This is a genomic window from Nonomuraea sp. SYSU D8015, assembly GCF_008065375.1.
Taxonomy (GTDB): domain Bacteria; phylum Actinomycetota; class Actinomycetes; order Streptosporangiales; family Streptosporangiaceae; genus Nonomuraea.
In genome coordinates this window covers 337,176-359,737 of sequence record NZ_VJYI01000003.1, presented here as the reverse complement: position 1 = coordinate 359,737, position 22,562 = coordinate 337,176, and the positions used below count along the sequence as shown (strand labels likewise).

At 73.7% G+C, this 22,562-nt stretch carries 19 protein-coding genes and 1 pseudogene; 8 read left to right on the top strand and 12 right to left on the bottom strand.

Annotated features, from left to right (window positions below):
• Positions 1-35 precede the first annotated feature (35 nt).
• Complete coding sequence (locus ID574_RS17090; protein ID WP_188189880.1) at positions 36-383, bottom strand: nuclear transport factor 2 family protein; 348 nt, start codon at positions 381-383, stop codon at positions 36-38.
• The gene (locus tag ID574_RS17085) at positions 380-1,810 is read right to left on the bottom strand and encodes an MFS transporter (RefSeq protein WP_188189879.1); all 1,431 of its coding nucleotides are present in this window, start codon (positions 1,808-1,810) and stop codon (positions 380-382) included. Before ID574_RS17085 ends, ID574_RS17090 begins: the two co-directional genes overlap by 4 nt.
• On the opposite strand from ID574_RS17085, the pseudogene ID574_RS17080 reads away from it, so the two are divergent.
• Positions 1,749-2,492: pseudogene (locus ID574_RS17080) on the top strand (TetR/AcrR family transcriptional regulator). The gene ID574_RS17085 and the pseudogene ID574_RS17080 sit on opposite strands and share 62 nt — an antisense overlap.
• A gap of 181 nt (positions 2,493-2,673) precedes the next feature.
• Here the strand turns inward: ID574_RS17080 and ID574_RS17075 are convergent.
• Positions 2,674-3,759, bottom strand: a complete 1,086-nt coding sequence (locus tag ID574_RS17075) for a trypsin-like serine peptidase (RefSeq protein WP_188189878.1) — start codon at positions 3,757-3,759, stop codon at positions 2,674-2,676.
• A gap of 117 nt (positions 3,760-3,876) precedes the next feature.
• On the bottom strand, positions 3,877-4,794 hold the full coding sequence (locus tag ID574_RS17070; protein ID WP_188189877.1) for a LysR family transcriptional regulator: 918 nt from the start codon (positions 4,792-4,794) through the stop codon (positions 3,877-3,879).
• Between the two features lie 92 nt (positions 4,795-4,886).
• Between ID574_RS17070 and ID574_RS59735 the strand changes: the two genes are divergently transcribed.
• From ID574_RS59735 to ID574_RS17050, 5 genes are all read left to right on the top strand, one after another.
• On the top strand, positions 4,887-5,207 hold the full coding sequence (locus ID574_RS59735) for an SDR family NAD(P)-dependent oxidoreductase (protein WP_223166779.1): 321 nt from the start codon (positions 4,887-4,889) through the stop codon (positions 5,205-5,207).
• Positions 5,208-5,251: 44 nt separating this feature from the next.
• Positions 5,252-5,731 carry a Rossmann-fold NAD(P)-binding domain-containing protein gene (locus ID574_RS59730; RefSeq protein ID WP_223166778.1) on the top strand — a complete coding sequence of 160 codons (480 nt, stop codon included), beginning with the start codon at positions 5,252-5,254 and terminating at the stop codon, positions 5,729-5,731.
• A gap of 28 nt (positions 5,732-5,759) precedes the next feature.
• Positions 5,760-6,494 (top strand): maleylpyruvate isomerase family mycothiol-dependent enzyme, encoded by a 735-nt coding sequence (locus ID574_RS17060; RefSeq protein ID WP_188189876.1) that lies wholly within the window; start codon positions 5,760-5,762, stop codon positions 6,492-6,494.
• A gap of 114 nt (positions 6,495-6,608) precedes the next feature.
• Positions 6,609-7,148 carry a carboxymuconolactone decarboxylase family protein gene (locus ID574_RS17055; RefSeq protein WP_188189875.1) on the top strand — a complete coding sequence of 180 codons (540 nt, stop codon included), beginning with the start codon at positions 6,609-6,611 and terminating at the stop codon, positions 7,146-7,148.
• 130 nt (positions 7,149-7,278) lie between these two features.
• Positions 7,279-8,538, top strand: coding sequence for an MFS transporter (locus ID574_RS17050; protein ID WP_188189874.1), 1,260 nt, complete (start codon positions 7,279-7,281; stop codon positions 8,536-8,538).
• 388 nt (positions 8,539-8,926) lie between these two features.
• Here the strand turns inward: ID574_RS17050 and amaB are convergent, their stop codons facing one another.
• The 4 genes from amaB to ID574_RS17030 all read right to left on the bottom strand — a co-directional run bounded on the left by amaB (position 8,927) and on the right by ID574_RS17030 (position 15,452).
• Positions 8,927-10,471 carry an L-piperidine-6-carboxylate dehydrogenase gene (amaB, locus tag ID574_RS17045; protein WP_188189873.1) on the bottom strand — a complete coding sequence of 515 codons (1,545 nt, stop codon included), beginning with the start codon at positions 10,469-10,471 and terminating at the stop codon, positions 8,927-8,929.
• A gap of 19 nt (positions 10,472-10,490) precedes the next feature.
• Entirely contained in the window at positions 10,491-11,645 is a 1,155-nt protein-coding gene (locus ID574_RS17040) for an NAD(P)/FAD-dependent oxidoreductase (RefSeq protein WP_188189872.1), read from the bottom strand.
• 64 nt (positions 11,646-11,709) lie between these two features.
• Positions 11,710-12,657 (bottom strand): LysR family transcriptional regulator, encoded by a 948-nt coding sequence (locus ID574_RS17035; protein ID WP_188189871.1) that lies wholly within the window; start codon positions 12,655-12,657, stop codon positions 11,710-11,712.
• Between the two features lie 8 nt (positions 12,658-12,665).
• Positions 12,666-15,452 carry an FAD-binding and (Fe-S)-binding domain-containing protein gene (locus ID574_RS17030; protein WP_223166777.1) on the bottom strand — a complete coding sequence of 929 codons (2,787 nt, stop codon included), beginning with the start codon at positions 15,450-15,452 and terminating at the stop codon, positions 12,666-12,668.
• 58 nt (positions 15,453-15,510) lie between these two features.
• On the opposite strand from ID574_RS17030, the gene hglS reads away from it, so the two are divergent.
• Entirely contained in the window at positions 15,511-16,914 is a 1,404-nt protein-coding gene (gene hglS / locus ID574_RS17025) for a 2-oxoadipate dioxygenase/decarboxylase (RefSeq protein WP_223166776.1), read from the top strand.
• On the opposite strand, the gene ID574_RS17020 is transcribed toward hglS, so the two are convergent.
• Complete coding sequence (locus ID574_RS17020; protein WP_188189869.1) at positions 16,911-17,657, bottom strand: GntR family transcriptional regulator; 747 nt, start codon at positions 17,655-17,657, stop codon at positions 16,911-16,913. The genes hglS and ID574_RS17020 overlap by 4 nt on opposite strands.
• 179 nt (positions 17,658-17,836) lie before the next feature.
• Between ID574_RS17020 and ID574_RS17015 the strand changes: the two genes are divergently transcribed.
• Positions 17,837-18,820, top strand: coding sequence for a hypothetical protein (locus tag ID574_RS17015; RefSeq protein ID WP_188189868.1), 984 nt, complete (start codon positions 17,837-17,839; stop codon positions 18,818-18,820).
• Between the two features lie 190 nt (positions 18,821-19,010).
• Here the strand turns inward: ID574_RS17015 and ID574_RS17010 are convergent, their stop codons facing one another.
• The 3 genes from ID574_RS17010 to ID574_RS17000 form a co-directional block, all read right to left on the bottom strand.
• Complete coding sequence (locus ID574_RS17010) at positions 19,011-19,475, bottom strand: ATP-binding protein (protein ID WP_188189867.1); 465 nt, start codon at positions 19,473-19,475, stop codon at positions 19,011-19,013.
• Between the two features lie 25 nt (positions 19,476-19,500).
• Positions 19,501-19,932 (bottom strand): CoA-binding protein, encoded by a 432-nt coding sequence (locus ID574_RS17005; protein WP_188189866.1) that lies wholly within the window; start codon positions 19,930-19,932, stop codon positions 19,501-19,503.
• Between the two features lie 92 nt (positions 19,933-20,024).
• Complete coding sequence (locus ID574_RS17000; protein ID WP_188189865.1) at positions 20,025-22,562, bottom strand: helix-turn-helix transcriptional regulator; 2,538 nt, start codon at positions 22,560-22,562, stop codon at positions 20,025-20,027.

Here is a 22,562-nt window from a genome sequence, read left to right as displayed (position 1 = left end):
CTTGTCGATGCTGTGGACCTCGCCCTCCGGTATGCCTATTCGAAGAAGCCGGTCACGCGGCGGATGCGGTCGCCCGCGAACTCGACGACGTCGTACCCGGTGGCCACGGGGGTGTCGGAGCCGGGAGCGCCGAGCCTCCAGGTGAACGACGCCGTGTCATGGTGGGCGCCGATCAGGGTGCCGAGGGTGAAGACCAGGTCGCCGAGCTGCTCGTGCGCCCGCCCGATCGCCCCGGAGAGCTCGCCGTGCCCGCTCAGGCCGGCGTAATCGGGGTCGGAGTAGACCGAGTCCTCCGTGAGCACGGCCTTGATCAGGGCCTCGCGGGCGGCGGCGTCGCGCTCGTTCCAGATGTCGAGGTACTTGAGGATGAGATCGTTGATCATGAGGTGATTCCTTCCAGAGTCGTGGTCGCGGGCTCCTGTGCGGCAGCGGTGGGGAGGGCGAGGGAGACGAGGCCGCCGAGGACGGTGACGGCCGCGGCCGCCCACCCGGCCGTTACCAGGCCGTCGAGCATCTCGGCCGGTGGCGCCGCGCCGGCGGTCAGCCCGGCGGTGGCGGCGGCCACGAAGACCGCCAGACCGATCGCGCCACCGACCTGCTCGGCGGTGGTGGCCAGGCCCGACGCCACGCCCTGCTCCCGGGGCGCCACCCCGGAGCCTGCCGCGGCGAACAGGGCGACGAAGGCGACGCCGCCGAAGAAGCCCCAGACGACGCTGCCGGGGAGCAGCGTCCAGAAGCCGCCGCCGGGCGTCATGCCGGCGGTCAGGACGGCGATTCCGGCGCCGGTGCCGAGCATGCCGGCGCTCAGCGTCGTACGGATCCCCCAGCGGCCGAGCATCACCGGCGCGGCCCTCAGCGCTGCGGCCATGCACACGAGGGTGAGCGGCAGGAACGTCAGCTCGGCCGCCAGGGCGCTGTAACCCAGGACCGGCTGCAGGTACGACGTGAGCACGTAGTAGCCGCCGCCCAGCGTGCCCTGGAACACGGCGATGACCGCCATCGTCGTGGCCAGGCCGCGGTCGCGCACCAGCCGCAGGGGGATGAGCGGGTCGCGGCTGCGCGACTCGACCAGCCACAGCAGGCCCAGCAACGCCACCCCGGCGGCCAGCGCCCCGGCGCCGTGCACCGTCCACCAACCGGCCTCCGGTCCGCTCGCCAGGCCGAACACCAGCAACGTGGAGCCCGCCGTGGCCAGCAACGCGCCGGGCACGTCGAAACCGCCGGAGCCGGCGACGCGACCCGGGTCGGCGGGGAGCAGCCTGGGCGCGGCGACGGCGGCGCCGACGGCCAGCGGGACGTTCACGAAGAACACCCACTCCCACCCCAGAGAGCTGGTCAGCACGCCGCCCAGCAGGGACCCTGCCGCCAGGCCCGCGCTGCCCGCCATGCCCCAGGCGCCGAGCGCCCGGTTGCGGGCCGCCCCCTCCGCGAATCCCCGGTAGATCAGTGCGAGGGTGGCCGGGGTGAGCAGGGCGCCGCCGACGCCCTGCACGGCGCGGGCGGCGACCATCAGGCCCGAATCCGTCGCCAGGCCGCCGGCCATGGAGGCGACGCCGTACAGGGTCAGGCCGAGCACGAACCTGCGGCGGGCGCCGAGCTTGTCGACGGCCCGCCCGCCGAGCAGCAGCAACCCGCCCAGGCCGATGGCGTACGCGCTGACCACCCACTGCACGGACTGCGCGCTGAAGCCGAGGGCCGAGCCGATGTCGGGCAGCGCCACATAAACGATGTTGTAGTCCAGAGCCACGATGAGCTGCGTGAACGCCAGCAGTGCCAGCCGGAGCCCCGGACGGTCCGCGGGGGCGCTCATGACACTCTTCCTACACAGCGATTGGTCTCCGTCGATCGCGCTCGGGCTCATGGCGGCCGGCGGCACCGACGCCATCTCGTTGCGCGCCATCGCCAGGGAGATGGGCATGACCGCGGGCGCGATCTACAGCTACTACGCCACCCGCGACGACCTGATCACCACGCTCATCGGCGACCTCTACACCGAGCTGGTCGACGCGGCCGAGGTGGCGCGCGACGCCTTGCCCGCCGACGATCCCGGCGGGCGGATCGTGGCCTGGGCGCAGACCGTGCGCGAGTGGGCGCTGGCCAATCCGGAGGGCTTCCGGCTCATCTACGGAGACCCGGTCCCGGGCTACCGGCCGCCTGAGGACGGTCCTGCGCGGGAGGCCGAGCACCGCGCCTGCACCGGGCTCACGGGCCTGGTCGCGGCAGCCTGGCCGGAGGCGAGCAGCCACGCCGGAGGCGGCGACTACGACTGGTCCGACTTCGATCCCGGCCTGGTCGGCGACGTCTAGAAGGCCTTTCCCGGCCTGCCGCCGGCCGCGCTCGCGCTCACGCTGCGCGTATGGGGGCGCATGCACGGACTCGTCGCCCTGGAGATCTACGGCCATCTGCGTGGGCTGGCCCGCGACCCGGCGGCGATCTACCGCGACGAGATGATCGACCTGATCGCCTCTCTCGGCCTGCGCCCGCCGCGGTGATGTGCTTCCGCGGAGCCGTGGGGAGCGATGGCGGCGATCAGGTGAGGGCTCCGGCCAGAGGAGGCTGACGCCGGCCGGCGGGTGGTGTTCCGGGGGGTGCGCGCGTGGGGTCGCGCAGGCTCATCGTGTTGGGTCGGCGGGCGGCGGCCGCGGCTGGGGGCGTGGCCGCCGCGGGATTCGGTCAGAGGGCGTCGGTGTTCTGCGCGGCCTGGTAGACGGCCATGGCCTCGTTCCCGAAGAAGGGACCGAACATGAAGTCGGGGGCGAAGTTGTACTTGAAGCTGTTGACGGAGTTCACCCAGCCGCGCCCGGTGGACTCGTCGAAGCCCTGGAACCACGGCCCGCCGCTCGACCCGCCCGTCATGTTGCACCGCAGCCCGAGGTCCTCGGTCATGACGGTGTCGTCGAACGAGCGCCCGCTGCAGTAGATCAGCCTGGAGCCGTCGAACGGCTCCGCCGCCGGATAGCCGAACGAGAACATCTGCCGCCGCCTGGGCTGGTTGAACGCGATCCCCTGCCCGCCCACGACGTCGGTGAGCGAGCGCCCCTGCAGCGGCGCCACCACGGCCGCGGCGATGTCGAAGTTGATGTCCTCTCGAGCGTTCCACTGCGGGGTGGTCAGCAGCCTGGTGGCCACCCAGGTGCCGAACGGGCGCCGGCCGCGGTCGAACCCGGGGACGAACACCCAGTTCCGGTGCGCTGCGCCGTTCAGCCTCACGCAGTGCCCGGCGGTCATCACGACGCTCTCGTTGGCGCTGGTCACGGCCGTCCCCGAGCAGGAGGACGCGCGGCCGTCCGCCGTGGTGAAGAACACCCGCCCGACCGTCCGCACGACCGCGCCGCCGTCGGTCCAGCGCAGTCCGGGGCTGTTGGGGATCAAGGTCCGCTGCTGCGAGGCGGAGGCCGAGACGGGCTGGACCGAGAACGGGGTGCCGCGGGTCGTGGAGGCGCCGCCGAAGGACCACGGGTTGCTCCGGGTCGTCGTGGACGCGGCGCTGCGGGTCGCCCATGGGTCACCCTCGGTCGGCCCGTCCCACTGACTGGCGCGGCGCGGCGCCTCGGCCGCCAACGGCTGGGCCGCCACCATGCGCTGCGGCGTCCAGTAATCCAGGACGGTCTTGCGCTCCGACCAAGAGTCCGCACCGGACCAGCTCACGGGCCTGCGATCGAGGCCGGTCGAGGCACTGGCCTGGGCGGCGCCCGCCGGGACCAGGGCGCCCGCGATGGTGAGCGCGACGGCGGACAGCAGAGCGACTCTGCGGTGCATACGTACCTCCCGAAACCGGATGCTTGCGGCAAGAGGTACGTACGGCGATGTAAATCTTCCTCAAATCATGCGCATTTGGATATGCGTTGACCGGCGGCGGGCCTCCGCGGCGCTGTGCTATGGGGAGAGCGCGGCCGTGCGGAGGGCCTCGGCGAGGCAGGCGGCCGGTTCCGGCAGCGGCCCGGGCAGCCTCGCCAGGAGGAGGCGCCGCTGCTCCCGCGGCCCGCCGCGCACCGGGAGGACGCGCACTCCGGGCGGCACGGCGGCGGCGAGCGCGACCGGGACGGTGGTGAGGCCGCAACCGGCGGCGACGAGGTTGAGCTTGGCCAGCCAGTCGCGGGCCACATGGGCGATCTCGGGGCGCTCGTCCAGGCCGGGCCAGACGCCCAAGGTCGCGCTGTCGCCCGCGGCGGCGCGAGGACTGGCGATCCAGCGCTGTCCGTGCAGGTCGGCCACGTCGACGTAGTCACCGCGCGCGAGGGGGTGAGAGGCCGGTACGGCCACGCGGAGGCTGCGTTCGGTGAGGATCCGCAGCTCCAGCGGCGGCGTCTCGGTGTCGGGCGGGCGGAACGGCGGGCTGGAGGCCAGGAGGGCCAGGTCCAGCGTGCCGGCCCGCAGGGCGCGGATCAGCGTCGCCGTGCTTCCCTCCCTGGTGGTGACGGTGATCGCGGGATGCGAGTGGCGCAGGGCGGCCAGGGCCCGGGGGAGCAGGACGCCGCCCGCGCTGGCGAACCAGCCGAGGCGTACCGTGCCCGGCTCGTCGGGCAGGCCGGCGAGCTCGCGCGCCCCGGCGTCCACCTGGTCGACCACGGCGGCGGCGCGGTACAGCACGATCCGTCCCGCGGCGGTCAGGCGGACGCCGTCGTGGCGGCGCTCCAGGAGGGGAGCGCCCGCGGCGCGCTCGAGCGAGGCGATCTGGCGGGAGACGGCTGACTGCGTGTAGCCGAGGGCGGTGGCGGCCGCGGTGAGCGTGCCGCGCTCGGCCACCTCGCGGAAGACCCGCAGCGCGGTGAGCGAGGCGTCGGTGAGGGCCATGAGGGTTACGCATACCAGACTTGAGAAACTTTCGCTGGCGGCATGGCCCCCCGGCTTCTTAGCCTGACCCGTACCGACGGAAGGGATTGAGCATGAGCGGCAGCACGTCCAAGGTGGCCCTGGTGACCGGCGCGACGCAGGGACTGGGTCTCGCACTGGTCGAAGGGCTGGCTCGGCGGCTCGGCCCGGCGGACACCGTCTACCTCACCGGGCGCGATGCCGGCCGCGTGGCGCAGGCCGTCGGCACGATGCCCGCCGCCGGCGCCCGGGTGCGCGGCGAGCTGCTCGACGTCGCCGACCCCGAGGCCGCCGCCAAGCTCGCCGACCGGCTCCGGGAGCGGCACGGCGGGGTGGACGTCGTGTTCGGCAACGCCGTCATGCGCGTCGGTCCCGACGACGACCTCGCACGCTGATAGAGACCTATGTCGAGGTCAACAACTTCGGCACCACCCGGCTCATGCGCGCCTTCGCCCCGCTGCTCCGTGACGGCGGACGGCTCGTCATCGTCGCCAGCACGCTCGGGACGCTGCACTACCTGGCGCCCGTGCTGCACGACCGCTTCGACGGCCTGACGTCGCTCGACGAGGTGGACGCGCAGGTGGCGGCATGGCGCGACGCCGTCAAGGACGGCAGTGCCCGCGCCGGCGCCTGGCCCGGCTTCGTCAACATCCCCTCGAAGATCGCCCAGGTCGCCGCCGTACGTGCCCTGGCCGGGCAGCGGCGTGCCGAGGACGCCCGCCGCGGCATCCTCCTCGCCTCCGTCTGCCCAGGGATGATCAACACCCCCACCTCCGCCCTGTGGTGGGACGTCAGCGGCGCCGCCACCCCCGCGCAGGCCGCCGTACCCCTCCTGGACCTCGCGCTCGGCCCCGTCGACCCGGCCCACTACGGCCAGCTCGTCCGCTACGGCATGGTCCTGCCCTGGAGACCCTTTTGAACCGAACAAAGTTCTATAGGATGGGGTGATGACGGACATCTTTGATGATCTGGCTGCCGAGTATCGCCAGTTGGACGCGGTGCTGGAGTCCCTGACCCCGGAGCAGTGGTCCCAGGCCTCCGCCGCCGAGGGCTGGACCGTCGCCGACGTCGTCCTGCACCTCGCCCAGACCGAGGAGGCGGTCACCGCTCCCGCGATCACGGAGGCGAAGGCGTTCCTTCCCTCCGCCGAGGCCACCGTGGACGGCATGGCGGACGAGATGGTCGCCGCCGAGCGCGGCATGCCTCCGGCCGACCTGCTGGCGCGCTGGCGCAAAGCCGCCTTCGCCACCCCCGGCGCGCTGCGCGCCCATCCGCCCGGCACGCGCCTGTCGTGGGTCCGGACCCCGCTGTCCCCGCGTACCCTCGCCACCACCAGGATCGCCGAGCACTGGGCCCACGCCCTGGACATCACCGTCCCGCTCGGCCTCGCGTACCCGGACACGGCGCGGCTGCGTCACGTGGCCTGGCTGGCCCACCGCACGTTGCCGTACGCCTTCGCCGTCGCCGGGCTCCCCGACGTTCCCGTCTTCTGCGACCTCACCGCACCGGACGGAAACCGCTGGACCTTCGGCGACCCGGACGCGCCCAACCGGATCACGGGCCCGGCCTCGGAGTTCTGCCGCGTCGGCGCCCGCCGCCTCACGCCCGAGCAGACCGGCCTGGTCGCCGAGGGCCCGAACGCCGCCGACGCACTCCGCGTCGTCCGCAACTACGCCGCCTGACCCCGCTCCAGGCCGGGGTCGCCCACCGGGAAACGGGCCTTTCTGTCGTGCCGCGCGGTGAGGTAGGGAAGGAGGTGACGCCACGACCCAGGACCATCCTCGGGAGGACACCGAATGCCGTACATCGAGCTGGGCAACGACGCTCCGGGAATCGTCGGGCTGCTGCGGTACCGCCCCGAGACCGGCAGGGTGCTCAACGAACTGGCCGAGATCCTGCTGCGCGGGGACAACACCCTGTCGCGGGGCGAGCGGGAGCTCATCGCCTCGTACGTCTCCACGCTCAACGAGTGCCGCTTCTGCGCGATGTCCCACGGCGCGTTCGCCGCCGCCCAGCTTCCAGGAGGCGACGAGGTCGTGGCCCACGCCTGCTCGGCCCCCGACACCGCCCCCATCTCCGACAAGCTGCGGGCCCTGCTCGGCATCGCGGCGGCCGTGCGGCGGAGCGGCAACGCCGTCACCCCCGAGGACGTCGAGGCCGCCAGGAAGGCCGGGGCCACGGACGCCGAGATCCATGACACGGTGCTGATCGCCGCCGCGTTCTGCATGTACAACCGGTACGTGGACGGCCTGGCCACCGTCGCTCCCGAGGACCCCGAGATGTACGCCCGCCGCGCCTCCCACATCGTCGCCCACGGCTACCTCCCCACCGCCTGACCGTGCTGACCAGGCCGTTTCACGCCGCCGCTTGACGGACGGGAGACGGGCCGGTAATGTCCCCCACCCCTAGCGACGCCTTCGGAGCTGCGGGTGGGGGTTCACCCACCGGCTCTCTGGAGGCTCCTCGATGTCCAGCGGTTCGCCGCTCCGGCGGCGCGACTTCCGCCTTCTCCTTCTCGGACAGACCACCAGCCAGCTCGGCACGCAGGTCAGCGGCGTGGCCATCCCGCTGCTCGCCGTCGTGACCCTCGGCGCCTCGCCGTTGGAGCTCGGCCTCGTCACGGCGGCGGGAACCGTCGCGTTCGCGCTGATCGGCCTGCCGGCCGGCGCGTGGCTCGACCGATGGCGCCGCAGGCCCGTCCTCGTCGCCAGTGACGTGGCCCGCGCCGTGCTCCTGGCCACGATCCCCCTCGCCGCCCTGCTCGGCCGGCTGACCATCGCGCACCTGGTGGTCGTGTCGCTGCTGGCCGGTGTCGCCAGGGTCTTCTTCGACGTCGGCTACCAGAGCTACCTCCCGTCCGTCGTCGGCCGGACCGGTCTGCTCGCCGGCAACTCGGCCATGGAGACCGTCCGCGCCTGCGGCCAGGTGGCCGGACCGGGCGTCGGAGGATGGGCGGTCACGGTGCTGGGCGCCGCGAACGTCGTCCTGGTCCAGGCCGTCACGTTCGCCGTGTCGGCCGCGTCGCTGCTGGCGATCGGGACCCGCGAGCCGGCCCCGTCACCGCGGCCGGGTTCGTCACCGCGGCCGGCCGGGCTCGGGGCGGAGATCGCGGAGGGCCTGGCGTTCGTCGCCCGGACCAGGCTCCTGCGCGCCATCGCGATCACCAGCGCCGCCGGCAACTTCTCCTTCGCGATCGCCTCTGCCGTGAGCATCGTCTTCATGGTCCGCACGCTCGGCCTGCCGCCTGCCGCTATCGGGCTGGTCCTCGCCGCGGGTTCGCTCGCCGCCCTGGCCGGCGCGGCCCTCACGCCCCGCCTCGCCCGGTGCGCCGGCTCGGCCCGGATCATCTGGTTGTCCCTGGCCGTGACCGGCCCGATCGCGCTGCTCGGGCCCCTGGCGCAGCCCGGCTGGGCGGTCGGCCTCATCGTGCTCGGCACGGCGGCCGGGGAGCTGGGACAGATCGTGTACGCCGTCACCAACGTCAGCCTGCGGCAGCGGCTGTGCCCCGAACGCCTGCTCGGCCGGGTCAACGCCACCATGCGCTTCCTGATGATGGGCCTGTTCCCCCTGGGCGCCCTGCTGGGCGGCCTCCTCGGGGAGGCGGTCGGACCGCGGCCGACGCTGTGGCTGGCGGGCGCGATCATCGTGTTGTCGCCGCTGCCGGTCCGCATGGCTCTGCGCGGTGCCCGCGACGTCGAGGACGTTCCTCCCTGGCCCGGCTCCTGAGCGCCCCATGAAGCGGGCATTCCCGGACCCGCACCGCGCCCCGTCCCGGACCCGCACCGCGCCCCGTCCCGGACCCGCGCCCCGCCCCCCCGGGGCCGCGGCCACCGCCGCAGCGCATGGTCCGCCGGCAGTGCAGGGCCCGCCGACAGTGCACGGGCCGCCTGCTGGCGCGGCGCGTGCAGCTGGCCGTGGCGGTTGCTCAACGTACAAGAGCGGGTGCATGTGCGCGGCCGCGCTACGGCATGCGCGACCAGCGGCGGCACGCGCGACCAGCGGCGGCGCGCCGGGGGAGCGGTGAGTGCTGCGGTGCTCAGCGTGCAGGGCTGGGCGCGTGTGGACGGGTTCCCCGCCGCGGTGGATCGCGGCAAGGAAGGCGTGGGAGCCGGGGTCAGATGGTGAACTCGACGCCCTGGGCCAGCGGCAACTCGCCGGAGTAGTTGATCGTGTTCGTGGCGCGGCGCATGTAGGCGCGCCACGCGTCCGAGCCGGACTCCCGCCCGCCGCCGGTCTCCTTCTCCCCGCCGAACGCCCCGCCGATCTCGGCCCCCGACGTGCCGATGTTGACGTTGACGATCCCGCAGTCGGAGCCCTCGGCCGACACGAACAGCTCGGCCTCCGCCTGGTCCCGGGTGAAGATGCTGGACGACAGCCCCTGGGGCACCGCGTTGTTGAGCGCGATGGCCTGCTCCAGCGTGTCGTACGGCATGACGTACAGGATGGGCGCGAACGTCTCCTGGGCCACGATCGGGGTCTGCTCCGGCATCCGCACCAGCGCCGGCTCGGCGTAGTACGCGTCCGGCGCCTGGTCGGCGAGCCGCCGACCGCCACCGGCCACCAGCGTGCCACCCTGCTCGAGGGCGGCGTCCAGCGCGTCGCGCATCGCCGCGTGCGCCCGCTCGTTGATCAACGGCCCCACCAGGGTGCCCGGCGCCAGCGGGTTGCCGATGGGCAGGCGCGCGTAGGCGTCGGCGAGGCGCTCGACGAGCGCGTCGGCGACGTCGGCGTGGGCGATGACGCGGCGCATCGTCGTGCACCGCTGGCCGGCCGTGCCCGCGGCCGAGAACACGATGCCGCGCGTGGCCAGGTCCAGGTCGGCTGACGGGCAGACCACGGCCGCGTTGTTCCCGCCCAGCTCCAGCAGCGACCGCCCGAACCTGGCGGCCACCCGCGGCCCCACCGCGCGGCCCATGCGGGTCGAGCCGGTGGCGCTGACCAGGGCGATCCCCGGATGGTCGACGAGCGCCTCGCCGACGCCGGGTCCGCCGATCAGGACCTGGCTCAGGTACGCGGGCGCGCCCCGCTCGGCCGCGGCCCGGTCCAGCAGGGCCGCGCAGGCCAGGGCGGTCAGCGGCGCCAGCTCCGACGGCTTCCAGACGACCGGATCGCCGCACACCAGGGCGATCGCCGTGTTCCACGACCACACCGCGGCCGGGAAGTTGAAGGCGCTGATCACTCCGACGACGCCGAGCGGGTGCCAGGTCTCCATGAGCCGGTGGCCGGGCCGCTCGGAGCTGATCGTGCGCCCGTACAACTGGCGGGACAGGCCCACCGCGAAGTCGCAGATGTCGATCATCTCCTGGACCTCGCCCAGCGCCTCAGAGGTGATCTTCCCGACCTCCAGGCTGATCAGCGTGGCGAGGTCCGGCTTGTGCTCGGTCAGCAGCTCGCCGAGCCGCTTGACCAGCGCGCCGCGGACCGGCGCGGGCACGGCACGCCAGGCGAGGAACGCCTCCCTGGCCCGCGCGACGGCGTCGTCCACGGCGTCGTCCCCGGCGGTGGCCTCCACCCAGTCCACGGTGGCCAGCGGCGCCCCATTGATCGGCGAGGTCGTCGTGACCGCGCCGCCCAGCGCGTCCACGTCCACACCGCAGCGCTTGGCGGTCTCGCGCGCCGTCGCGGCCAGCTCGCCCGCGGCGGGCAGCGTGGTCACCATCAAAGATCTCCCTCGGTCGTCAGACGATGTTGAGCTCGGGCCTGGCCCCGGCGGCGGCGAAGCGGCCCGCGTCGAAGCCGGAGACGTCCACGAACGGCGCCCGGCCCAGGTAGAGGTCGCGCACCACCTCGCCGACGGCCGGGCTCATCAGGAACCCGTGGCCGGAGAAGCCGGTGGCGTAGATGAACCGGTCGACGCCGGGGGCGGTCCCGATGAGCGCGTTGTGGTCGGGCGTCACCTCGTACAGGCCGGCCCAGCCGGTGGCGATGCCGGTCTCCATCAGCGCCGGGGCGCGGCGGGCCATGGCCTCGCCCAGCCGCGGCAGCCAGGCGTCGGACCGGTCGAGCTTGAACCCCGGGGTCTCGTCCGGGTCGGACATGCCCAGCAGCAGGCCGGGACCCTCGCGGTGGAAGTAGAACGTGGTGCCGAAGTCGATGGTGAACGCCATCGGCGGCAGGTCGGGGACCGGCTCGGTGACCAGGACCTGCCTGCGGAGCGGGGTCACCGGCAGGTCCACGCCCACCCAGGCGCCGATCGGCTGCGACCAGGCCCCGGCCGCGCAGATGACGGTGTCGGTCTCGATGCGGCCGCCCTCGGTCTGTACGGCGACGATGCGGCCGTCCACCGTCTCGATGCCGGTCGCGGCGCAGCCGGGCAGCAGCCGCGCGCCCAGCCGCCGGGCCGCGCCCGCGTAGCCGAGCACCACGGACTCCGGTGTGCAGTGGCCGTCGCTGGGGGAGTAGGCGGCGGCGAGCAGCCCGTCGGTGTCGATCAGCGGCGACAGCTCCGCGGCCTCCGGCACGGAGATCATCCGGCTGGGCACGCCGAGGTCGTTCTGGATCGCGACGTTCTTCTCGAACGCCGCGACCGACTCGGGCGAGTCCAGCAGGAACAGGTAGCCCACCTTGTGCAGGTCGATCTCCTGACGGAAGCGGTCGGCGAAGGTCTCGAAGGTCTCCAGGCTGCGTACGGCGAGCTCGATGTTCACCCGGTCGGAGAACTGCGCGCGCACGCCCCCCGCCGCCTTGGAGGTCGAGCCGGAGCCCAGCGGCCCCTTGTCGATCAGGACCACGTCGCGCACCCCGGCCGCGGCCAGCGCGTACGCCGAGCTGACGCCCATGCAGCCGCCCCCGATGACGACCACGGAGGCATGTGTGGGGAGCACACGTCCCATGAACGGTTCCTTTCGCCAGCTACCACATCTAGCATTGCGGATCGGACAGATCCGGAGGAAGCGGTCAAGCGCCGCTCTTTGTCGGCGTGGCCGAAGAAGTTCTTACGCTGGGCAGCTCCGCGGCCAGCCGGGCCGCCGCCTGGCACAACGACCACACCGCGCCGGTCACCGCCGGATTCGTGCCCCGGTGCACGGCGGCGATCCGCCTGCGGGCCTCGACCCCGCTCAGCCGGGCCGTGACCACGCCCTGACTCGGCACGTGCGCGAGCGCCGGCACCAGCGCGACCCCCAGCCCCGAGCGCACTAGCCCGCGGATGACGCCGTAGTCGTTGCTGCGGTAGTCGACGCGCGGCTCGTAGCCCGCCGGCGCGCACAGCCGGCGCAGGCAGGACGCCCCGGCGGTGCCCTCCCTCGTGGACACCCACGTCTCCTGCTTGAGGTCGTCGAGGGCGACCGTCTCGGCGGCGGCCAGCGAATGTCCCCCGGGCAGCAGGAGCAGCAGCTCCTCCTCCAGCAGCCCGATCTCCTGCAGGTCCCGCGGCCAGGCCCGGGGCACCGGGTCGTAGCGGTAGACCAGCGCCAGGTCGAGCTCGCCGGCCCGGAGCAGCGGGATCAGCTCGTCGGGCTCGCCCTCGTCCAGGACGGTCTCCACCGACGGGTGCGTCCCGGCGTACGAGGCCAGGGCGATCGGCAGCAGCCGCTGGCTCGCCGTCGGGAAGCTGCCCAGCCTGAGCCGGCCGATCGTGCCCTCGGACATGCCGCGGACGTCCTCCTCCAGCGCGTCCAGCGCCGCCAGCACGTCGTAGGCCCGCGACACGAGGTAGCGGGCCGCCGGGGTCGGCGTGATGGTCTGGGCCCCGCGTTCGAACAGCGGCATCCTGACCGCCCGCTCCAGCGCCGCGATCTGCTGCGAGACCGCGGAGGCGGTGTAGCCGAGCCGCCTGGCCGCGGCGGCGAACGAGCCGGCGTTCAGCACGGCGGTCAGCGTCCGCAGGTGGAGCGGATTGAGCATGGGGGACCTCAAGGGAGTCGATCGGCGAGGAGCTGCGCCAGGTGGACGCCCCGGCGGGGGGACAGGTCGGCGATCTGCGTACGGCAGGAGAAGCCGTCGGCCAGGACGGCGGTCTCCGGCCCCGCCTCCCGGAGCGCCGGCAGCAGTTGCAGCTCGGCCACGGCCACGGACACCTCGTAGTGTCGCTTCTCGACCCCGAAGTTGCCGGCCAGCCCGCAGCATCCGCCCAGCCGGCGCACCTCCGCGCCGGCCTCGCGCAGCAGCCGGGCGTCCTGGTCCCAGCTCATCACGGCGTGGTGGTGGCAGTGCGGCTGGGCCACCACCGGCGTCCCGTCCAGCGCCGGCGGCCGCCAGCCAGGGGTCTCCGACAGGAGCTCGGCCAGCGTCCGGGTCATGCGCGCCACCGGCCCGGCCGCCGCCTCGTCCAGCAGCTCCAGCGCGTCCGAGCGCAGGACCGCCGTGCACGACGGCTCCATGCCCACGATCGGCACGCCTGCCTCGGCGGCCTCCGTCAGGTCGGCGACCGTACGGCCCAGGATCCTCCTGGCCGCGTCCAGCTGGCCGGTGGAGATCCAGGTGAGCGCGCAGCACTGGCGGCGCTCGCTGATCCGCGGCCGGTAGCCTGCGGCCTCTAGCACAGCCACGGTGGCGCGGCCGACCTCCGGCGCGAAATGGTCGGTGAAGGTGTCGACGAACAGCAGGACCGGCTCCCCGGACGCCGGACGCCGGCTCCGCGCGAACCAGGAGCGGAACGTCTGCTGCGCGAACGCCGGCAGCGTGCGCCGCCGATCCACCCCGGCCAGCGCCAGCGCCGGCCGGCGCAGCGCGGGCGCGCGCAGGACGGCGTTGACGGCCCGCGGCATCCGCCCGGCCAGTCTCGCCCACAGCGGCAGCCGGCCCAGCGCGTAGTGGGCGGCCGGGCGCACCCGCCCCTTGTAGCTCTGGTGGAGCACCTCCGACTTGTACGCCGCCATGTCGATCCCCGTCGGGCAGTCGGAGGCGCAGCCCTTGCACGACAGGCACAGCTCCAGGGCCTCGTGCACCTCGGGCGAGCGCCAGCCGCCGGAGACGGCCGAGCCGTTGAGCATCTCCTGCAGCGCCCTGGCGCGGCCGCGGGTCGAGTCCTTCTCCTCCCGGGTGGCCAGGTAGGACGGGCACATCACGCCGCCGGTCGCCGTGTTGTCGGCCCGGCACTTGCCCACCCCGGTGCAGCGGTGCACGGCCTGCGCGAAGTCGCCGCCGTCGGCGCGGTAGGCCAGGGCGAGGCCGCCCACCCGGCGGGCGGCGGGAACGCGCAGGTCGGCGTCGAGGGGGCGGGGCCGCACCAGGACGCCGGGGTTGAGCACGTCGGCGGGGTCGAAGACGGCCTTGACCCGGGCGAACAGGTCGAGCGCGGCTTCGGAGTACATGAGCGGCAGCAGCTCGCTGCGGGCCCGGCCGTCGCCGTGCTCGCCGGACAGCGAGCCGCCGTAGCCGGCGACCAGCGTGGCCGCGGCCACCAGGAAGTCGCGGAACACCTTGCGCCCGCCCGGCCGGTCCAGCGGCACGTCGATCCGGATGTGCAGGCAGCCGTCGCCGAAGTGCCCGTACGGGTAGCCGGTCAGGCCGTGCTCGGCCATCAGCGACTCGAAGTCGCGCAGGTAGCGCCCCAGCATCGCGGGCGGCACGGCGGCGTCCTCCCAGCCCGCGTGCGCGGGCAGCCCGGCGGGGCTGCGGCCGGCCAGGCCCGCGCCGTCCTCCCTGATGCGCCAGAGCGCCAGGGCCTCGGCCCGGTCGGTGACGACGAGCGCGTCCTCGCCGCCGGCCGCCACCCGCCGGGCCCGGTCCAGCACCTCGGCCTCGTCGTCCCCCGCCACCTCGGCGAACAGCCAGGCGGCCCCACGCGGCAGCGGCGGCACCGCGTGCGCCCCGCGCCGGCGCCGCACCACGTCCACGATGCGCGCGTCGAGGCCCTCACATGCCGTGGGCCGGTGCTCCAGCAGGGCGGGCGCGGCGTCCCCGGCCGCCGCGATGTCGTCGTAGCCGAGCACCACCAGCACCCGGTGCGCCGGGTCGCGCACCAGCCGCACCGTCGCCTCGGTCAGCACGGCCAGCGTGCCCTCGCTGCCGACCAGCAGGCGGGCGACATCGAACCCGTTCTCGGGCAGCAGGTGCTCCAGCGCGTAACCCGACATCTGCCGCCCGAACCGGCCGAACTCAGTCCTGATCGTGGCGAGGTTCGCCATCACCAGGTCGCGCAGCGCGGCGGGGCCCTTGCCGGTGGGGAGGTCCAGGGGAGTGCCGTCGCCTGCCACGGCCCTCAGCCCGGCGATGTTGTCGGAGGTGCGGCCGTAGCCGAGCGTCCTGGAGCCGCACGCGTTGTTGCCGATCATGCCGCCGATCGTGCAGCGCGTGTGGGTGGACGGGTCGGGGCCGAACCTCAGCCCGTACGGGGCCGCCGCGAGCTGCAGGGCCGCCTGGACGACGCCCGGCTGGACCACCGCCGTGCGGGATCCGGCGTCCATGTCCAGCACCCGGTTCATGTGGCGGCTGAAGTCCAGCAGGAGCCCGGGGCCGACGGCGTTGCCGGCGACCGACGTGCCGGCGCCGCGGGCGGTCAGGGGGATCTCGTGGCGGGCGCACAGCTCGACCGCGGCGGCCACGTCCTCGGCCGACCGCGGCCGGGCGACCAGCAGTGGGAGCACGCGGTAGAGCGAGGCGTCGGAGGAGTGGATCGAGCGGGTCGTGGAATCGGTCAGCACGTCGGTGACTCCGCGCCGGCGGAGGTCGGTCGCGAGAGCGGCTGCCCGATCCATGCGTAGCATGTTACATGCGACCGATGTAGCATGCCACTCACCCGAGAAGAGGGAGGGCATGATGATCGGCGCGACCGCACTCCGGGCGGCCTTCGCCCGGCGCCTGTCGGCGATGTACGGCACGGAGGTCCCCGCGTACAACGCCCTCGTCGACGTCGCCCAGGACGTGAACCGCGAGGTGCTGGCACGCATGGGGGCGGACGCCGAGCGGCTGGGCACCATCGACCGCGTCACCGCCGAGCGGCACGGCGCGATCCGCGTCGGCACCCCGGCCGAGATGCAGCAGGTCGCCCGGATCTTCGGCGCGATGGGCATGTACCCCGTCGGCTACTACGACCTGCGCGAGGCGGCCAGCAGCTCGGTGCCCGTCGTCTCCACGGCGTTCCGCCCCGTGGACGCGGCCGAGCTGGCCGCCAATCCCTTCCGCGTCTTCACGTCCATGCTCGTGATCGGCGACCGGCGGTTCTTCAGCGAGGACCTGGAGCGCAGGCTCGGCGAGTTCCTCGGGGCCCGCCGGCTGTTCCCGCCCCGGCTGCTCGACCTGGCCGACCGCGCCGAGGCCGAGGGCGGGCTGGACGAGGCGGACGCCGAGGAGTTCCTCACCCTCGCCACGCGGGCGTTCGAGCTGTCCAGGGAGCCGGTCTCGCGCAGCTGGTACGCCGAGCTGGAGCGCGTGTCCGCGGTGGCCGCCGACATCGGCGGCGTGGCGAGCACGCACGTCAACCACCTGACCCCACGCGTGCTCGACATCGACGCCCTCTACGCCCGCATGGGCGAGCGCGGCATCACGATGATCGACGCCATCCAGGGCCCGCCCCGCTGGGACGGCCCCGACCTGCTGCTGCGCCAGACCTCCTTCCGGGCGCTGGCCGAGCCGCGGCTGTTCAGGGAGGACGACGGCAGCGTCGTGCGCGACCACCTCCGCGTACGGTTCGGCGAGGTGGAGGCCCGGGGCATCGCGGTCACGCCGGCCGGCCGCGCGCTCTACGACGACCTGGCCGCCGAACTGGACGACGCGCTCGCCGGGCAGAGGGTGACCGCCGGCGAACGCAACGCCGTCGCAGCCAAGCTGTGGGAGGGCCGGGTGCCGCGTACCGAGGCCGAGCTGATCGCCCGCGACCTGGCCTACTTCACCTTCCACGCCGGCGACCCGCGCCCCGGCGCCGCGCCCCCGGCCGGCCTCGCCACCCTCCTGGCGGACGGGTGGGTCACGGCCCGCCCCATCGTGTACGAGGACTTCCTGCCGCGCTCGGCCGCCGGGATCTTCCAGTCCAACCTGACCTCCGACGGCGCCAAGGACGTGACCAGGGCCGGCGCGGACTTCGGCGCCGAGGCGCTGGCCGGGGTGCTCGGGCGGCCGCTGCACGACCCGTACGCGCTGTACGCGTCGATCCGGGCGGCGTCGCTGGCACGCGTGCGCGAGGAGCTCGGCCTGGGCCGGGAGATCGCCCTGCCGGCCTAGGGCTCGTCGACGATGGACGCCCACAACGCGTCCACGTCGACCGGCTCGCCCTGCGCCCGGGCCGCCTGCCTGGCCAGGATGAGGCCGGTGTTGGTCAGATGGGCGCGCATCGCCCGCACCGCGGCCCCGGCGTCGCCCGCCGCGACCGCCGCCACGATCGGCTCGTGCTCCTCGTGCACCTGCCGCAGCGTGCGGGACCGGTCGTCGGTGGACGTGCCGAGGATGCGCATGGTGTCGCGCAGCCCGCCGACGATCGCGCGGGCCCGGCCGTTGCCCGCCGCGGCCAGGATGTGGTCGTGCAGGGCCTGGTCCAGGTGGAAGAAGAGGATCTCGTCGCCCGCGGTGACGGCCGCCGCCATCTCCGCCATCGTCGCCCGCAGGGTCGCGCCGAGCGCGGCGGGATCGCGGCCGGCGGCCCGCCGGACCGCGGGCAGCTCGAGGGCCAGCCGCACCCCGAAGATCTCGACGATCTCGCGGGGGTGCGGCAGTACGACACGGAAGCCCCGGTTGCGTTCGACCTGCACCAGCCCGGCCTCCGCGAGCCGCAGCATGGCCTCGCGCACCGGGCTCCTCGACACGTTGAGCTGCTCGGCCACCTGGTAGACGGAATAGAGCCGGCCGGGGACCATCGCGCCCGTGTGGACCGCCCGGCGCACCTCGGAGATCACCTGCTCGGCCAGCGACCGGCCGCCCTGGGGCAGCGGCTGCAGCTTCAGCTCTGCGTGTGCGCGGGTCGGGGGCATGGTGGCATGTTACCCGTACGGGACCGGCCGCGATCATGCGAGCCGGATGAGCGATTCTTCACCAATTCTTTTCCGGTACCGGGAATCAATCTCCGGTGTGGCGCTGTGGCGTGATTCGCCGCAACTGTAAACATCGTGCTGATCTCGTTTGGGCTTCATATTCCGGAAGGAACCCGTACGTGTTCACGCCCGTTTCCCGGACAGAATCCACGGTCGCTCCCACCCGGCGGACGGCGCGTCGCGCGCTGCGGGCGGCCCTGGCCGGCTCCCTTTCGCTGGCGCTGGTCGCGACCATGACGCCCGCGGCACGGGCGGGCGACCACGACGGCGACCACCACGAGGACAAGGTGTGCCACCCCCGCCTGTTCTTCATGAAGCACCGCCTGTCGCCGCGGAACTTCTTCGTGCCCCGCACGCGCTTCATCGACGGCCCCGGCGGTTCGATGACGGTGTCGGTCACCAGGGAGCACGAGGTGCTCGCGTTCCTCCAGACCGAGAGCGAGAAGCGAAAGGAGTTCCGAGACGAGAAGGGATCCGAGGCCACCACCGAGAGGGGAGCCGAGACCACCGTTGAGAAGGGCGACGAGACCACCGTCGAGAAGGGCGAGGAGACCACCGTCGAGGCGGGCGCCGAGGCCACCACCGAGAAGTCCATCGAGAAGTCCACCGACAGGGCGGTCGAGATCCCCCGCGACCCGGAGGCCGAGACCGGGACCGAGACCACCACCGAGAGGGCGACCGGGACTCTCACGAAGAGTGAGACCGACAGCGCCGCCGTGAGTAAGACGGAGACCGCCGACAAGAGCGAAACCGAGAGCACCACTGAGAGCGAGACCGCGAGCACCACCGAGAGCGAAACGAAGTTCACCGTCGAGGAAGTGATCAAGGCGCTCCGTAAAATGGGCGTCCCCCACCTCGAAGAAAGGCACATGGTCTTCGCCGGGCACGAATACACCCAGGAGATCAGCGACGGAATGTACGGCAACATGTGGTACCGCGTCTTCGGCTACCGCATCGGCTGGTCGGCGTGGTCGGTGCTCCGCACCTGCAGGCACGTCAAGGTCGCCTCCGGCATCGCGAACGTGCCCGCCCGGGTGGAGGGCTGGCGCTACTGGGAGACCAAGTACCCGATGTTCAAGGGCCGCAGGCTGTCGATCAAGTAGATCCGCCGTTGGGACGGCGACGCCGCCGGCGGCGACTGGGGTTCCCGTCGTCCGGACCCGGGGTCGGGATGCGGAGCAGCGGCCGGAGGATCCGTGCGACCATGGGGTAGCGCTGTTTGGTCATGATGTTCACCTTCTCAGACGCGCATAAATACGGACATACCCCCAAATTACTCCGCTATCTCCGGAGTCAATCCGGCTGCTCCCGGACGCTGAAACCACCGCGGCCGTCGAAGGTCACGGCATGGACCGCGTCGAACCCGTCCGCCCGGCGCGGGCGGCGCAGGCGGGCGAAGGTGGCCCGGACGCCGACCTCGGGCACCTGCGCCCGGCCGGACCGCAGGGCGTTGCGGTCGAGGGACGCGACGAGGTCGGGAGGAAACCAGTAGGCCACCACGAGGGCGCCGTGCTCCCTGGCCGCCACGATGAGCGGGCTCCACTCCTCCGGTGAGGGATTGGTGTTGTCCACCGCCACGTCCCTTCCCTCGGCCAGCGCCTCGGCGATCATCCTGAGCTGGCGTCGCTGCCGGTGGCGGGCATTGGGGAAGGCGTCCTTGCTCACGTGCGCGTGCGTGGCCGCCAGACGCCGGCGGTAAAAAGCGGTCTTGCCCGACGCCTGTAGTCCTACGAGGACGGCGACCTCGCGATCCGTCATTTACCCCTTTCCCGCTGAACGACGGTCAGCTGTGGACGGCGGAGGTCCGGCGTAACGCCCACTCGACCCCGGGGCAGCGATCCATCACGACGTCGAGACCGGCGTCCAGGGCACGCTGGGCGGCGGCCTCGTCGATCACCCCGAGGGGGAGCCAGACCGCCCCCGCGCCCGCCGCGATCGCCTCGTCCACCGCCTGTCCCGCGGACGCGGAACGCCGGTACACGGCGACCACGTCCGCCTTGACCGGCACGTCGGCCAGCGACGCGTACCCGGGCTCGCCCAGGACGGTCTCGGCGGCGGGATGGACGGGGATGATCTTCTTGCCGCGCATCCGGAGCAGGGAGGCCTGCTCGTAGGCGGTGCGACCCGGATTGTCCTTGAGACCCACGAAAGCCCACGTCTGCGTCTCGGCGAGCAGGCGCTGGATGACCTTCACATCCGCGAAACGGTTCCCCATGGTGGAGGAAACACGGGAGGCGCGCCGAAAACTTCCCGGCGCCGGTGTCCGGCGAGAATTCTCACCGGAGGTCCGTCCGGGGCGTCACGGGGTCAGCCCGTCGGCCGGTCCAGGAGGGCCGCGAGGCCGGCGCGGTCGTTGACGCCGGTCTTGTCGTAAATCGCGTACAGCGTGTTGGCGACGGTGCGGATGGAGACGACGAGCCGCTCGGCGATCTCGCGGTTGGTCAGCCCCTGGGCGGCCAGCACCGCGATCTCGCGCTGACGCGGGGTCAGGCCGGGGACGTCGAGGTCCACCAGCGCCGGTGTGCGGGCTCCCTGGCAGCGCTGCGAGAGCCGCCAGGCCCGGGTCTCGGCCGCCCGCGCCCCGCGCGTCAGCCCGGACTCGCGGTAGCGGGCGGCCGCCTGCGCCGCCGCCTCGGCCGCGTACAACAGCAGGCCGAGCCGCTCGAAGCCGGCCGACACCGCGTCGAGCTCCGCGCCGTCGCGGGCGGCCGCGTGCCGCGCGAACAGCGCCACCAGCGGGCCCTCCACGTCGAGCGCGGCGAGCCTGGGGGAGACGAGCCCGGGACGGCCGAGCCGGACGACGTCGTGCAACGCGAACGGCACGTCGCAGGGCAGCGCGCTCTCGGCGGTCTCCAGGCAGAGCTCGACCGCGCCCGCCACGTCGCCCCGGCCGGCGAGGGTCCACGCGCGGGCCGAGCGGAGCGGCACGACGACGGACGGCCCGACCGGCACACCGGTCGCCTCCGCCCGCGCCAGCGCCTCCTCGGCCGCGGCGACGTCGCCGAGCAGCGCGTACGCGTGGGCGAGCTCGCCCAGGCACGACCCTGCGAAAACGCTGCGGGCGGGCAGCCGCGCGACAGTGTCGCGGGCCCGGGCGAGGGCGTCGCCGAGCCGGCCGCGCATCCGCAGCACGCGGGCCCTCAACGTGCCGAACTGCAGGATCGCCCGGGTCCACGTGCCGAACTCGCCGTCCAGCCCGTATCCCTCGCCGGCGAGCCGCTCGGCGGTGTCCAGGTCGCCGAGCAGCAGCGCGGCGTTGGTCCCGTGCTCGGTCATGGCGGCGGCGAGGCTGCGCATGGCGACCGGCTCCTTCGCCAGCCCGGCGCGGATGTCCTCCGCCCGGGACAGGCATTCCGCGGCCTGTCCCCGTGCCACCATGACGGCCGCCTCGGCCCCGGTCATCATGCGTTCGCCGTGCGTGCTGAGCGGCCCTGAGCGCCGCGCCCGCGCCAGCAGCTCCTCGGCGGCGGCGATGTCGCCGGCGAGGACGGCGAGGACGGCCCGCATGATGGAGGTGCCCTGCCTGGCATGGACATCGCGCACGAGCCGTGTCGTCTCGTCCAGGACGGCGTGCGCCCGCGCGACGTCACCGAGCCCCACGGCCAGGTTCAGCGCCCGCTGCACGCCGAGGTCGGTCCGGGCCATATCGTCCATCTCTGCTTCCCAGATGGTGGCGAACACCTCCTCGGCCTCGGCGTTCCTGTCGCTGTAGTAGAGCACCGTGGCCAGCGCGGCGAGCGCGGACGTCCCGCCGCCCGCGGCAACGGCGGCGCGTCCCAGGCGTACGGCGAGGTCCAGGTCGCGGACGACCCTGGCCCGCTCGCAGCCGGCCAGAAGTAACTCCGGATCGCCGGTCATGCCGCCGTCCAGCCGCCACACGGCGACCCTCAGCACGTCCTCGCGCCGGCGCAGCCCCGCTTCGGAGACCGCCTCGGCCAGCCGGCGCATCATCGTCCGGGCGCGCAGCACCCCGCAGCCGTCCCTGATGACCTCCCCATGAAGGGGGTGGGCGAGCCGCACCTGCAACCGCCGACCGTCCGGCTGCACCGTGACCAGCTGCCGGTCCTCCAGCCGCTGGACGGTGTCGAGGGAGCCGAGCGCGGCCAGCAGGTCCACGCCCAGCGGCTCGCCGTACGCCAGGAGCTCCAGCGCCTTCCGCTCCTGGGCGGTCAGGTCGCCGATGCGGCCGGCGATCGTCTCGCGCAGCGTGGGGGTGATCGTCAGCGGCCCGTGCCAGCGCCATAAGCCGTCGTCCTCCGTGAGCACCCCGGACAACACGAGCTCGCGCAGGTAGAGGGCGTTGCCCTGGCTGACCCGCCACAGGCGGGCCACGGTGGCCGACTCCACCTGGCCGCCCAGGGCCGCCTCCAGCACGGCTGCGGTCTCCTCCGGCGAGAACGGCTCCAGCTCCAGCCGCGGCACCAGGTCGTCCTTCCACAGCGCGAGCACCGCGTCCGGCACGGGCGTCCCGCTGCGGAGCGTCGCGATCACCCGCGTGCCGCCCCGCGTCACGAGGTGGTGGACGAGCGCGGCCGAGGCCGAGTCGAGCAGGTGGGCGTCGTCCACCACCAGCACCGGTGCGCGGAGTGCGGCGGCCGCCCAGCCCAGCGGGTTGCCGGCGGGCGGCGTGGAGGGGAGCAACGGGGCGAAGGCGCCGAGGGGGATCTCCGCGGCGGCCGCGGTGGCCCGCGCCCAGGCGACCCCGTCGACACCGTGGACGGCCTGCGCCACGAGGCGGCTCTTGCCCGTCCCCGGCGGACCGGCGACGACCACGCCCCTGGAGGCGGACCGGATCTCCGCGAGTTGCGCTGCACGGCCGGTGAACGGCCAGGAACCCGGTGTCAC